At 62.6% G+C, this 12733-nt stretch carries 11 protein-coding genes; 4 read left to right on the top strand and 7 right to left on the bottom strand.

All coding sequences use genetic code 11. From position 1 onward, the window contains the following. Positions 1-74: 74 nt before the first annotated feature. Positions 75-1490, top strand: a complete 1416-nt coding sequence (locus tag DK391_RS37120; RefSeq protein WP_109482987.1) for an acetate kinase — start codon at positions 75-77, stop codon at positions 1488-1490. Positions 1491-1580: 90 nt separating this feature from the next. Here the strand turns inward: DK391_RS37120 and DK391_RS37115 are convergent, their stop codons facing one another. The 7 genes from DK391_RS37115 to DK391_RS37085 form a co-directional block, all read right to left on the bottom strand. After that, positions 1581-2639 carry a hypothetical protein gene (locus DK391_RS37115; protein ID WP_109482986.1) on the bottom strand — a complete coding sequence of 353 codons (1059 nt, stop codon included), beginning with the start codon at positions 2637-2639 and terminating at the stop codon, positions 1581-1583. An 8-nt stretch (positions 2640-2647) separates the two neighbouring features. After that, the gene (locus DK391_RS37110; protein WP_109482985.1) at positions 2648-3334 is read right to left on the bottom strand and encodes a C39 family peptidase; all 687 of its coding nucleotides are present in this window, start codon (positions 3332-3334) and stop codon (positions 2648-2650) included. A gap of 3 nt (positions 3335-3337) precedes the next feature. Further along, on the bottom strand, positions 3338-3793 hold the full coding sequence (locus DK391_RS37105; RefSeq protein WP_109482984.1) for a hypothetical protein: 456 nt from the start codon (positions 3791-3793) through the stop codon (positions 3338-3340). A gap of 200 nt (positions 3794-3993) precedes the next feature. Further along, positions 3994-5223, bottom strand: coding sequence for a hypothetical protein (locus DK391_RS37100; RefSeq protein WP_109482983.1), 1230 nt, complete (start codon positions 5221-5223; stop codon positions 3994-3996). A gap of 17 nt (positions 5224-5240) precedes the next feature. After that, positions 5241-6470, bottom strand: coding sequence for a hypothetical protein (locus tag DK391_RS37095; RefSeq protein ID WP_109482982.1), 1230 nt, complete (start codon positions 6468-6470; stop codon positions 5241-5243). A gap of 747 nt (positions 6471-7217) precedes the next feature. Beyond that, positions 7218-8054, bottom strand: a complete 837-nt coding sequence (locus DK391_RS37090) for an alpha/beta hydrolase (RefSeq protein ID WP_109482981.1) — start codon at positions 8052-8054, stop codon at positions 7218-7220. After that, positions 8051-9085: a M14 family zinc carboxypeptidase gene (locus DK391_RS37085; protein WP_109482980.1), complete on the bottom strand. Its 1035-nt coding sequence runs from the start codon at positions 9083-9085 to the stop codon at positions 8051-8053. The genes DK391_RS37090 and DK391_RS37085 overlap by 4 nt, the downstream gene beginning before the upstream one ends. 291 nt (positions 9086-9376) lie before the next feature. Here DK391_RS37085 and phnC point away from each other — a divergent pair, with 291 nt between their 5' ends. From phnC to phnE, 3 genes are all read left to right on the top strand, one after another. Next, complete coding sequence (phnC, locus tag DK391_RS37080) at positions 9377-10216, top strand: phosphonate ABC transporter ATP-binding protein (protein WP_109482979.1); 840 nt, start codon at positions 9377-9379, stop codon at positions 10214-10216. Positions 10217-10280: 64 nt separating this feature from the next. Next, the gene (gene phnD / locus DK391_RS37075) at positions 10281-11249 is read left to right on the top strand and encodes a phosphonate ABC transporter substrate-binding protein (protein ID WP_109482978.1); all 969 of its coding nucleotides are present in this window, start codon (positions 10281-10283) and stop codon (positions 11247-11249) included. Further along, positions 11246-12088, top strand: coding sequence for a phosphonate ABC transporter, permease protein PhnE (gene phnE / locus DK391_RS37070; RefSeq protein WP_162601015.1), 843 nt, complete (start codon positions 11246-11248; stop codon positions 12086-12088). Before phnD ends, phnE begins: the two co-directional genes overlap by 4 nt. Positions 12089-12733: the final 645 nt, after the last annotated feature.

The raw sequence follows: 12733 nt of genomic DNA, 5'->3' as shown, positions 1-12733 counted from the left end.
CATGTCGATGCCGCTGGCCTGTTGTCTAGGTGTACCGGGGTAGAACCTGCAAGCCTGACATGGAGAACAGACCCATGAAGCGCGAGCCATTTCGACATGTGCGGACGATCAGTTACGCAACCCTGCTTCTCTTTTACTTTGAAGCACATGCGCAATCGTTACAGGATCAAACCGCACAAGAAAATATCGCAACCCTTCGCCAGGAACTCAACAACCGCATAAAGGAACTCGATGCATTAAAGCGCAAACTCGCTGAAGAAGAAGCGCAATTCCAGCAATTAAGCAAGGCACTCGATTCACGCATGCTCGACGCGACACGCGGCACGGGTCAACCGGGTGCTGGCGCACCGGCCACAGCGGGTCTTGCGCAGAACGCAGCGGACAGCAGCGGCGGCCCGCCGAATGCAGCCGATGCCGCAGCAACAGCGGGCGCCACGGCAGGTGCGGCGTCGGCGAACACCATCAACATGGCGCAGAACGCGGGCGGCGACCAGCCGGCGCAACCCGTTGGCCAGGCGCCCATACCCGATACCGCGCCGCCTGCCGTTGCACCCATCTTCGATCAGCCGGGCGTGCTCACGCCGCGCAACAAGTTCGTGCTCGAGCCGTCATTCCAGTTCGGCTATTCGTCGTCGGATCGTGTCGCGCTGGTTGGCTACACGATCATTCCCGCACTGCTGATCGGGCTGATCGACGTGCGTGAGATCAAGTCGACCGTGCTGACGGCGGGCCTTGCTGCGCGCTACGGCATCACGAACCGGATGGAGATCGAAGTGCGTGTGCCGTATGTCTATTCGACCAACGACACCGTCAGCCGCGAGATCTTCACGGGCTCCGCACAGGACAACGTCTTCAACAGCAACGGCCATGGTCTGGGCGATGTCGAAATGACGTTGCGCTACCAGTTGAACGAAGGCGGCCCGGACAAGTTCTACTACATCGGCTGGCTGCGCTTCAAGACGGCAACCGGCAAGAGTCCGTTCGATGTGGTCACCGATTGCGTCACGCGTTGCGTCGGCAATACGACGGGCACGGGCTTGCCGCTCGAACAGCCCACGGGCACCGGCTTCTACGCGATTCAACCAGGTCTGACCTGGTTGTTTCCCAGCGATCCCGTGGTGTTCTTCGGCAACTTCAGTTATCTGCACAGCTTTGGCCGCAGTGATCTGAGCCTGCATATTCTCGATGGCGAGACCGACTTCGTCGGCCGCGTCCAACCGGGCGACATCTGGGGTTTCAATGTCGGCATGGGTCTCGCCCTGAATGAGAAGGCTTCGTTCAGTATCGGCTATGACCAGAGCATCGTGTTGCCGACCAAGCAGAATGGCACGACGGTGCCGGGTTCTGTGCGAGTGGTGCTCGGCACGCTACTTGTCGGCTATTCGTATCGGCTCTCGCCGAAGACTACTTTGAATTTCTCGCTGGGTGCGGGGCTGACGCGAGATACGCCAGATCTCACGCTGACGTTCCGCATGCCGATCCAGTTTTGATCGTGTTGTTTGCGTTAAGGCTCGCGGCAGATGTCTTTATGCCGCGAGCCTTAGTTTTTGACGCACCAGCAAACCCGGATCATCCTTTTTCTATCTCGGCCTGATGGAATTCAACAACGCATTGTTCAACGTGTCGCCCAGATTAAGGTTCTTGAAGAAACCCAATGAATTAACCGTTGCATTGAGTGTAGTCAGCGTCTGTATGTTCTGATTGCTGAGCGTATTCTGGATCACCGCACCCGACAGCCCTTGCACAGAACCCTGCTGGGCAACATTCCCCGCGCCATTCTGCAATAACGACCCCATGTTCGCGGCCGCCAGCGCCTGAGCCTGTTGCGTCGTCATGTTGCTCAGATCAGGAATGTTGAAACTGGTCTGCGTCACGAGACTGCCGTTCACGACTGCGATCCTCGATATGCCGAACGAGATCTTCAGGCCATCGGCGACTTCGAAACCACCGCGCATCGTGTCGAGTTTTTCTTCACTGAGCGCGACCGTAGTTTTCGACGACCAGTTCGGATCTTCCGCATCCACGCGCGTTGTGACTTCGCGGTTGCCGCCGGGGGGCATGTCGTTGCGCGCGGCTTGCGGCACGGCGATATGCCGCGCATACGAAACAGGCGGCTTCACGATCTCCTGCTCATGTGCCAGCGGCTCGGCATGCACGGGCGACACGGGGGGCGGTGTCGGCGTTGCATCCGAAGTCACTGGCTCATGCTGCAGCGACGGCGTTCGAGCGCTCGCTTTGTGTAGCTGTTCGCGCGGCGTCTCGACGCTGCTGGCCTTGCGCACGGGAACCGCGATCGGTGCCGCATAGGACACCGGAAGCGGTTCGACGCGCGCGTCAGCTTCCTGCCCGATATCGTGCGTGACGGCCGTGACATCACGCACCTCCTGGTGGCGGACGTTATCGTCCTGGGCGACCATGTCGCTCTCTTCTGAAGTCGAAGCAGCCACGGGCGATACATCGACGGCATACTGCGCTTCGTTGATCACCGCTTCATTGGCTACATCGCCTGCTGCGAGCGGTTCGACCGGTCCGCTCGCGATATCCGGCGCACCCTGCTCGAACGCATGCGCGCCGAACGTCACCATCGAGCCACACAACATCGTGGCAATGCCGGCGAATTTTCGGGTCTCCGCTCTCATGATGGCCCTCAGAAATCACTCGCGCCGTGCTTCGGCATCACGGTGAAGAACAGGCCGTCGCGATTGACGCCCGTGTACAGCGGTGCGGGCGGCGCGACTCGCCAGTCGCCGGGATCGTTGAAAATCCCCACGCCCGGCTTGTTATGGATAACGAATAGAACCTGATCCTCCCATTTCGCCTCGAAGCTCTTCAGCGGCACCGGGCGCGTGCCTGTCGCGGGATCGCCGATCAGCACGCGATCGTTCTTCAAGCCCTTCACCACCACGAAATGGTGATAACCGCTCTCGCTGATCAGGACGATGGCGGGCGTATTCGTTTCGACGAGCTTTTGCAACGGCAACTCGTACCCGTCGGCGATAAAGCCGCGCCGCTCCAGAAAGCGCTTGATGTCGAGCAGCGAGAAGCCTTCGGTGCGGATCTTCGCCTGATCGCCGTTCTCGTACATCTCCTGGAACGCGGTCTGCTCGTTCATCGGATAGTTGTATTGATACGTGAGCAGCGTCGCGACAGCAGCCGAGCCGCAGCTGAAGTCGAACTGCTGCTTGATGGTGCGCTTGAAGCGAGCCTCTTTCAGGCTCGTCACGTGCATCGCGTAACCCGCGCCCGATGGCTCGTAAATCGTGATCGGGTCGGCGCGCGCCGCGCTCGCCGCCAGCGCGCACGCGACCAGCCACCCTGCTGCATGCATCTTCATCGCTTATTCCCCGAAGCGCACGTTGACGATCGTCGCGTTCTGGATCAGCACGTTCGCGCCCGTGTTCTGGATCACGGTCGGCAAACCGCTGGCATTCGAGAACGAACCGCCCGTGATCATGTTCGAGCCGGTATCGACGCCTCGTGCCGTGTTGTTCGCGACCGTGCCCTTCAGGTTCATGTCGTTGAACACGGCTTCGCCGCCGCGATGCGCGTCGAGCTGTTCGGCCGTCATGGCGACACCGAACGCCGCATCGCTCGCGCCCGCAGATGCCGGCGATGCAGCGAGCGCAGACGCCTTCTGTCCGCTCGCATCAGGCGCGGTGGGAACGACGACAGCGATCGACGTATCCGCTTGCACGGGAGAACGCAGTTCGCCGGCAACCACATGGGCTGCGAGGCAAGGCAATCCGATAACGACAGGCAACACCAGCTTCGCAATGCGTTTGAACGCCTGCATGGTTGTCTCCTGGTGCTTCGCCGATATGCACTGCAACGGCCTGGCGGCACGCGCAGCGACGGGCGGCGAAGAACATTTGTGCGACCTTCGCTGGGCGCGACTACCCCGTGCGCCCGTCGAAGGATCAGAAACCGTGGAGCGCGCACGCCCCACGGCCAGTCACACAACGGCTAATCGACGCCAACTGTCCTTGCGGTCAGTCAGCGGCCGACAGCCAGGTTCGCCTGCACCGTGACAGCCTGCTGCACGAACGAAGCCATGCCGCTGTTCTGGTTCAGAACCATGATGCCCGCTGCCGATTGAGCCGCGCTCGCCATGCTGTTCGACATGTCGAATGCGCCCGTCGACACCGAGACGGCTCCGCCAGCGCCACCCGCAGCGCCTGCGCCACCCGTGCCTGCTGCGCCGGCACCAGCCGACGCCGTTGCCGCGCCGCCAGCGCCGCCTGCTGCACCCGCACCGCCCGTTGCGCCGCCACCGTTGCCGGCCGTCGACGTCGCTGCGCCGCCTGCGCCTGCTGTGGTGGTCGCCGCGCCGCCAGCGCCTGCCGTCGACGTCGCCGTGCCGCCCGAGCCGGTTGCTGCGCCGCCCGTGGCCGGCGCGGTGCCGCCCGTGCCTGCCGCCGCGCCTGCCGTGGCTGCGCCGCCCGTGCCGCTGCCCGACGCGGTTGCCGTGCCGTTACCCGTGCCGCTGCCCGAGCCCGACGCTGCACCGCTGTTGGCACTGGCCGTGCCGCCGCCACCGCCGGCGCGCGCCGACAGATCGCCGCTGCCAGCAGCGCCGAGTCCGAGTCCAGCGCCTGCACCGAGCGCTGCACCCCGGCCGCTGCCGTTGCCGCCGGCTGCCAGCGTGCCTGCGCCGGCGCTGCCGCCCTTCGCACCCGCATCGCCGCCGCTCGCGTAGCCCTTGCCGCCGGATGCCTTCGACCAGCCGCCATCGCCGCCCGACGCCTTCGCGTAGCCGCCGTCGCCACCCGATGCCCGCGACGATCCGCCGTCGCCGGCAATCGCGCGGCCGCCGTTGCCGCCGTCGCCGCCATAGCCACCGCCTGCGCCGGCGCTGCCGCCTTTGCCGCCGAGGCCTTTGGCGCCATCGCCGCCCTTGCCGCCGTTGACGTTGCCGTAGTTGGTCGCGACGTTGCCGATGCCGGTGACCTTCACATGGCTCACGGTGCCGTCAAGCTTGCTGACGGCCACGGACTTCGTGTTGTTCCACGAGTCCTGCGTGACCTTCGAAGCACCCGTCACTTCGTTGACGTTGTCGCCCGTGGTGCTGCCCTGGGTCGATGACGCCGTGTTCGACAGGCTGTTGTCGCCGTTGCTCGACTTCTGGTTGCACGAGTAGTCGCCGCCCGAGCACGGATTGGCCATCGCATAGCCGCTGAAGCCCAGCGCGACGATGGCTGCTGATGCCAAAAGTGTCTTACGCATGAAAGCCTCCTATGGGGTTAGCGACCCACACTCAGGTTTGCCTGCACCGTGACGGCCTGTTGCACCAGCGAAGCCATGCCGCTGTTCTGGTTCGCGACCAGAATACCGGCTGCCGATTGCGCGACGCTTGTCATGGTGTTGGCCATGCTGAAGTCACCCGTGCCGACGCCGATCGCACCGCCTGCGCCACCCGCGCCGCCTGCGCCGCCCGTGCCCGCACCGCCGGCTGCTGCCGTCGCCGTGGCTGCTGCGCCTGCGCCGCCTGCCCCGCCAGCGCCGCCCGTTGCGCTGCCGCCGTTACCGGCCATCGAGCCTGCCGGGCCGCCTGCGCCTGCCGTGGATGTGGCTGCGCCGCCTGCACCGGCTGTCGACGTCGCTGCGCCGCCTGCGCCCGAGCCTGCTCCGCCCGGCGACGTGCCCGTGCCGGCTGTTGCCGTTGCCGCGCCCGACGTGCCTGCGCCGCCCATGCCCGTACCCGTGCCCGTGCCGCTTGCCGTCGCGGTGCCCGTGCCTGTCGCCGTCGCTGCGCCGCTCGACGATGACGCGCTTCCGCCGCCGCCATTGGCGCGCGAATGCACATCGCCGCGGGCTGCCAGTGCGCCGCCTGCGCCGAGTGCTGCACCTGCGCCCTTGCCGGAGCCGCGTCCGGCGCCGCCGGCCGCGGCCGATCCTGCCAGCGCGCTGCCGCCCTTCGCCCACGAGTCGCCGCCGCTGCCCGAGCCCTTGCCGCCGGATGCTCTGGTGTTGCCGCCGTCGCCGGCATAGGAGCGGGCATTGCCGCCATCGCCGCCAGAGGCTCTGGAGTTGCCGCCATCGCCGGCAATGGCCTTGCCGCCGTTGCCGCCGTCGCCGCCGCTGCCACCGACAGCCAGTGCGCTGCCGCCCTTGCCGCCGATGCCCTTCGCGCCGCTGCCGCCGCGGCCACCGTTGGCATTGCCGTCGTTATAGGCACTGTTGCCAATGCCCCAGACGCTCACGCCCGACACCGACCCTGACAGCCGGCTGGCCGCGACGATCTTGGTGGTGTTGAACGAATCCTGAGCGACCTTCGCGCCCGTCGTAATTTCGTTCGCGTTGTTGCCCGTGGTGCTGGTTTGCGAAGAAGTCGCGTCGTTTGTTGCTGTGTTGCTCCCGTTGTAGGCCTTCTGATTACAGGATGAATCGCCGTCACTACATGGGTTTGCCATTGCGTAACCGCTGCAGCCCAAGGCGATGAGTGCTGCGGACGCCAGTAGAGTTTTGCGCATGGAATCCTCCTGGAGGAGATGGGGGGCGGCTTGGCCGACTGCACCAATCCGGCACGCCGTGTCGCATAGGGAATGCCATGCATGTAAGGCTTTGAAATTTAATGAAATTTCACATTTCCCGTGATATGGGATGTAAAGATGAGGGTAATTACCTAGGTTTTATGTTTCGCGTTTGAAACGGTTAAACCGGCATTGCGCGGGCATTTGAATATGAGGGAATCTGCAATCCCTTTTAATTCAAATGACTGCAAGAGATTACTAAGAAAAGAAAAGAGCTTTTAAAAACGTTTCTTTTTTGTCAGGCCCGTTTCTTGAGTCTTGGGATAATCCACCCCGGAACCCCCGTCACTTTTCGACAAACACCCGTAGTCGCCTTGTCTGACTTGGGTTTGCGCCCCATTGGGGCTGGCGTAGCATGCCGTATTCGTGGCGTAAAAAAACGTATCGTTTACGACCTTGCAAGCCGCAGCAAGCGTGTATCCGCAAGTTTTTCCGCTCTATCGGACAGCGAGTGGCATTATTTTACAATTTCAGTATGCACCTAATGCACCGAACCCCCGTTTGCCCATCACATAATAATGGCGCATAGCATCAATCTGGCATTAATCAGCCTGCGCGTCCATCGATATAAAAATCCGCCGGATATTGCCACGGAAGCCACACGAGGATTATTGCATTGCACTAATGCAGTGCATCAGAAATCGTTTTAAACGGCTTTAATCATTAACGGGATATTTAATTAGCGTTTTAATCTCCGGTTAAATCGGATTCAGTGTTTTCCGGGCTGAAACGCCCAGCCGGTTGATCCAGCCATACGCGAATACGCTCCACGGTCCAGTCGGGATCGTCGTGCGGAAGATCGTGACCGGCCCACGGATGCCGCCAGTGATCCGCGCGCCACGCTGCGGCCAGCGCCGCCGAGCACGCAGGATCCACCAGTCCGTCCGACCGCGACGACAGCACCAGCGTCGCACACGCGGGCCGCTGACGCCCCGCGCTGAAACGCGCCGCCGCGAACAGTTGGCGCAGCGCGTTCGCCTTGCTGACCGGCGCGCTTGCGCGAATCCCGGCCCACGCCTTCAGGTCGGCGTCGAGGTTCTCGCGGTTGTTGCAGGTCAGCCGATGAATCACGCTCTCCGCCACGGCCGGCTCGCTCCAGTACCACGCGACGCGTGCCAGACCCGGCCACGCCTGCGGGCGCAGCCGTTCGTCGAAGCGGCTGAACGGCCGCATGCTGGTGTTGATGAGGACGAGCCGCGCGATGTCGGCGGAATAGCGTTGCGCCCAGCAGGTCGCCACCATGCCGCCCAGCGACATCGCCAGCACGCAATACGGCCCCGGCGCGCCGCTCGCACGCGCCGCCTCGCGCACGAAGTCGACCATCCCGGCCACGTCCAGCGGCGCGGGTTCTTGCGCATGTTCGCCATTGCCCGGCAAGTCGATGGTCAGCACACGCGGCGACGCGAAGCCAGCAGCCGGCGCGCCGGACTGCGGCGCGTCCAGCGCCGCGCGCAACCTGTCCGGCAACGCGCCCCAATGCCGCGCCTCGCGTGTCAGCCCACGCAACAGAATCCACGTGCTCATTTTTGCCCAGGCGTGTACCAGAGTTCCGTCGCGCTGCCGAGCAACTCGTCGCGGCGACTGCCCTGCGGCAGCCAGCGCTGCGACGCGAACGCGGCGCGCGTCAGGAAGTCGAGCAGGTTCGCATGACGGCGCAGCACGCGCGCAGTGCGATGCGCTTTCAGCGGGTTGAACATGCCCTGCCGCGAAAAGATCTGCCGCGGATTTTTCTTGATCCACAGCCATGAGCCGAGTTCGAGTGTCATCGGCAGGAAGATGTTGGGCGGTGGCGTGCGATCGTACGCCCAATCCCATAGATCGCCGTGCAACAGATACTGATGACTCTGCGGCTCGAACATATAGCCGTGATGCGGGTGCGCGCGTTCGAACATCGTCTTCAGCGCGTACATTTCAGGCAGATGCGGCATCGCGCGACGCGTCTTTGCATACGGAAACCAGATGCTGTCGCTCCAGCCGTAGCCCGAGTGGCAATCGAGTGCGAACGACAAAGGCCGCGACGCCAGTTCCCCGGCAACCACACGCAATAGCGCTTCCGCTTCCGCTTCCATCGGCGCGCCGCGCCGCCCGCGATACCACGGCAGCCACGATCCGACGCGCTGTCCGCCCGCAAGCAACGGCACGCGCTCTTCGGCGTCCTGCGGTGCGTTGCGCATCAGATCGACGCCGTTCGGATTGGCGCGCGTCGCCGCCCACATGCCGCCCGGATTGACGATCGGCATAAAGATCAGCCGGATCGACTGAAGCTGGCGCACCAGCAGTTCATCCCATTCGAGTCTGCCGAGCAAGGCACGCATGTAGTCGAGCACGAGTTGCGTGCCGATGCGCTCGAGTCCGTGAATGCCGCCGAAAAACCCGATGGCGGGCGCACGCGGATCGCGCGAACCGATGCTCGCCGTCTGCACGGCGAAGGTTCTGCCGTGCACTTGCGCTTCGCATACGGTGTGAATCTCGAAGCTGCCTCTGCCGACGTCGAGGATCGCCTGCAGTTCTTCGTACTCCGTAAACGTATCGGGCAAAAAGCTCAGAGCCTGCATGGGCTGCGCCGGTTGTGGTGTGCGGTTATTGGAGACGGCTCACGCGTGACGTTGCCACTATAGCGTTTCGTGCTTGCCAAAGCATGACAGTGAGCGGCAGCGTTGCGTTTGTCATATCGATGACATACATGGCGATCTCGCACAGCGGCGCAGCGCACGCAACCATGCGAACGTTTCGATTGAAAAGATATAGTCATCTAGATGTTGCGACGCCTTCACTCAACCGTCACAGACGCTTTCTAGAATGTCCCACAACTTCCGGCACGCACCGGAGTCATCGACAGGACACACATGGAAGCAATCCGCATCGAACGCCTGAGCAAGACATTCGGCAATGGCCGCAAGGCGCTCGACGAAATCAATCTGCGCGTCGAACAGGGCGAAATGGTCGCGCTGATCGGCGCATCGGGCTCGGGCAAATCGACATTGCTGCGCCATATCGCGGGCTTCACGGTGTCGGATGCGCAGCCCTCGCAGATCGCCATTCTGGGCCGGCCAATCCAGCAGAACGGCCGCATCGTGCGCGAAGTGCGCAGCATTCGTCGCGACATCGGCTTCGTTTTCCAGCAGTTCAATCTCGTGAACCGGCTGACGGTCGAAGCGAATGTATTGATTGGCGCACTCGCACGGCTGCCGCTGTGGCGCCGTCTGACCGGCTGCTTTCCGCGCACCGAGCGCGAGCTGTCGCTGTCGGCATTGAACGAAGTCGGCATCGGCGAACATGCGCGCGAACGCGCGTCGAACCTGTCGGGCGGTCAGCAGCAGCGCGCGGCACTCGCGCGTGCACTCGTGCAGCAGGCACAGATCATTCTCGCCGACGAACCGATTGCGTCACTCGACCCTGAATCGTCGCGCCGCGTGATGGACATGCTGCGCACGCTGAATACCGAGCATCGCCTGACGGTGCTGGTATCGCTGCATCAGGTCGATATCGCGATGCAGTACTGCCAGCGCACCATTGCGATGCGGCGCGGCAAGGTCGTCTACGACGGGCCGTCGTCGGCGCTCACGCCTGCGCTGCTGCAGAAGCTCTATGGCGACGACGCGCGCGAACTGCTCGACGACAGCCAGCAAGCCACCAGCGCGCCGCGCGCACAGGTGCTGCCGCTCAACACGGCGCGCTCGGCCTGATCCTTTTTCCGGAAAGCAACGCAATTCCAAGCATTACCCGATTCACTCACCTGGAACTGAACTCATGAAATTCCTGCGCACTCTGCTCGCTGGCGTTGCCGCCGTGTCGGCCTTCGCGAGCTTTGCCGCTCACGCCGAAGACCTGAACCTCGGCATCATCTCGACCGATTCGTCGGCCGTGCTCAAGCAGCGCTGGCAGCCGCTCATCGACGACCTGAACAAGCAGACGGGTCTGAGCGTCAAGGCGTTCTTCGCCACCGACTATGCGGGCATTATCGAAGGCATGCGCTTCAACAAGGTGCAGGTTGCGTATCTCGGCAATGCATCGGCGATTGAAGCAGTCGATCGTTCGAATGGCGAAGTATTCAGCAAGGTTACGTACGCGAACGGCGAAGCGGGCTACTACTCGGTGTTGATCACGAACGTGAACAGCCGCTTCAAGACGCTCGACGACGTGTTCAAGAACACGAAGGACGTGACGCTCGGTTTCGGCGATCCGAACTCGACGTCGGGCACGCTGGTGCCGGGCTACTATCTGTTCGCGCAGCGCAACACGCCGGTGCGCACGTCGTTTAAAACGGTGTTGCCGTCGAGCCATGAAGCGAACCTGCTCGCCGTGGTGAACAACAAGGTCGACATTGCAACGAACAACAGCGAGATGCTCGACACGCTGAAGAAGCAGCATCCGGACCGCTTCGCGCAAGTGCGCGTGCTGTGGACTTCGCCGCTGATTCCGTCGGACCCGCTGGTGTGGCGCAAGGATCTGCCTGAAGCGACGAAAGAGAAGCTGCGCAAGTTCTTCTACAACTACGCGAAGACCGATCCGCGTGAGAAGGCTGTGATGGCGAACATCTTCAGCTATGGCGGTTTCGTGCCGTCGACGGATGCGCAGTTGCAGCCGATCCGCCAGATCAAGCTGTTCGAGCAGAAGCAGAAGATCGAAGCCGATGCAGCACTGTCGGACGCGGACCGCAAGACGCAGCTGGCTGCGATCGACGCGAAGCTGTCCGCACTGAACGCGCAAAAGCAATGAATGCAGCCGATCTGAGCGCCGAGCGATCGGCGTCTTCCAACGCCACGGCCACGCCTTCCCGCGAGGCGCTGGCCGCGGCTGCGGGCAAGCGCAGCTGGGCCTCGCTGATTGGGTGGATCGCCTTGATTGCCGTGCTCGGCCTGTCGTGGCGCGCGGCCGATATGCGACCGCTCGATCTGCTGTCCGACTCGGGCAACATGGGGCAGTTTGCGAAGGACTTCTTTCCGCCCGATTTCAGCGACTGGCGCACCTATGTGCATGAGATGGGGGTGACTCTGGCGGTTGCGGTGTGGGGCACGGCGTTGTCGCTGGTGTGCGCGGTTCCGTTCGGCTTGATGTCGGCGCATAACATGGCGCCTGCATGGGTCGTGCAGCCTGTGCGTCGTTTGATGGATGCGTGCCGCGCGATCAACGAGATGGTGTTCGCGATGCTGTTCATCGTGGCCGTTGGGCTTGGGCCGTTTGCGGGTGTGCTGGCTTTGTGGGTGCATACCACGGGTGTGCTGGCCAAGCTGTTCGCCGAAGCCGTCGAAGCGATTGATCCGCGGCCTGCTGAGGGTGTGCGGGCGACGGGGGCGACCAGTCTCGATGAGATTATCTATGGCGTGCTGCCGCAGGTTTTGCCGATGTGGATCTCTTATGCGTTGTATCGGTTTGAGTCTAATGTTCGCTCTGCGATGGTGGTTGGGATGGTTGGGGCTGGGGGTATTGGAGTCGTGCTTTATGAGTCCATTCGGTCGTTTAACTATGCGCAGACTGCGGCTGTGATGTTGATGGTTATTCTGGTGGTGACTGTTATTGACTTGCTGTCGGCTAGATTGCGGGAGCGGGTTATTTAGGTTTGTTTTTTTGCGTTTGCTTTCGCTTTTTGCTGGCATCCGCGATCTGTTATTGGTACCTCATGCGTTGCCCCTGTGCGGGGCGGCACCTACTTTTCTTTGCCGCCGCAAAGAAAAGTAGGCAAAAGAAAGCGGGCTAACACCGCCAGATCTAGTTCTTGCCTGCGGGCCCCCAACGGCCCCGTCCTGTCCGCGGCATCGCCCTTCTCGATGCCCGCTGCCAACGCTCTTTATCTGCTCCTCACCCACTCCACTCACCCGTAGCGCAGCCAGCGGCAGCGACTCGTCACTGCAGCCCAGGTGGCAAACGGTGTGTAGGTTGTCGCGCATTACACGTCGGCGATCCTACAAGACACACCGCCTTTGCTTTCCAGTCCGGAGTGATGCGTATAAGGCGCGACGGCCAACACACCGTTTGCCACCTGGGCGGCCTGGGACTAACTGGTAAGGCTCGCTGAGACGCGGGAGTTTGAAGTGGGTGAGGCGCTCTTAAAGAGCGCTGGCAGCGGGTATCAAGAAGATTGATGCCGTGTGAAGGATAGGACCAGCTGGGGGCCCGCAGGCAGCAACCGTAGAGGGTGGTGTTAGCGGCTTTCTTTTGCCTACTTTTCTTTGCCGCTGCAAAGAAAAGTAGGTGCTGCCCCG

This window comes from Paraburkholderia sp. C35 (genome assembly GCF_003121405.1).
Taxonomy (GTDB): Bacteria; Pseudomonadota; Gammaproteobacteria; order Burkholderiales; family Burkholderiaceae; genus Paraburkholderia.
This window is presented reverse-complemented; position numbering and strand designations above follow the sequence as displayed.

What these genes read in the sequence shown, in the direction of transcription:
- DK391_RS37120 (WP_109482987.1), top strand. Translation starts at nt 75, where the DNA reads ATGAAGCGCGAGCCATTTCGACATGTGCGGACGATCAGTTACGCAACC.
- DK391_RS37115 (WP_109482986.1), bottom strand. Translation starts at nt 2,639, where the DNA reads ATGAGAGCGGAGACCCGAAAATTCGCCGGCATTGCCACGATGTTGTGT.
- DK391_RS37110 (WP_109482985.1), bottom strand. Translation starts at nt 3,334, where the DNA reads ATGAAGATGCATGCAGCAGGGTGGCTGGTCGCGTGCGCGCTGGCGGCG.
- DK391_RS37105 (WP_109482984.1), bottom strand. Translation starts at nt 3,793, where the DNA reads ATGCAGGCGTTCAAACGCATTGCGAAGCTGGTGTTGCCTGTCGTTATC.
- DK391_RS37100 (WP_109482983.1), bottom strand. Translation starts at nt 5,223, where the DNA reads ATGCGTAAGACACTTTTGGCATCAGCAGCCATCGTCGCGCTGGGCTTC.
- DK391_RS37095 (WP_109482982.1), bottom strand. Translation starts at nt 6,470, where the DNA reads ATGCGCAAAACTCTACTGGCGTCCGCAGCACTCATCGCCTTGGGCTGC.
- DK391_RS37090 (WP_109482981.1), bottom strand. Translation starts at nt 8,054, where the DNA reads ATGAGCACGTGGATTCTGTTGCGTGGGCTGACACGCGAGGCGCGGCAT.
- DK391_RS37085 (WP_109482980.1), bottom strand. Translation starts at nt 9,085, where the DNA reads ATGCAGGCTCTGAGCTTTTTGCCCGATACGTTTACGGAGTACGAAGAA.
- phnC (WP_109482979.1), top strand. Translation starts at nt 9,377, where the DNA reads ATGGAAGCAATCCGCATCGAACGCCTGAGCAAGACATTCGGCAATGGC.
- phnD (WP_109482978.1), top strand. Translation starts at nt 10,281, where the DNA reads ATGAAATTCCTGCGCACTCTGCTCGCTGGCGTTGCCGCCGTGTCGGCC.
- phnE (WP_162601015.1), top strand. Translation starts at nt 11,246, where the DNA reads ATGAATGCAGCCGATCTGAGCGCCGAGCGATCGGCGTCTTCCAACGCC.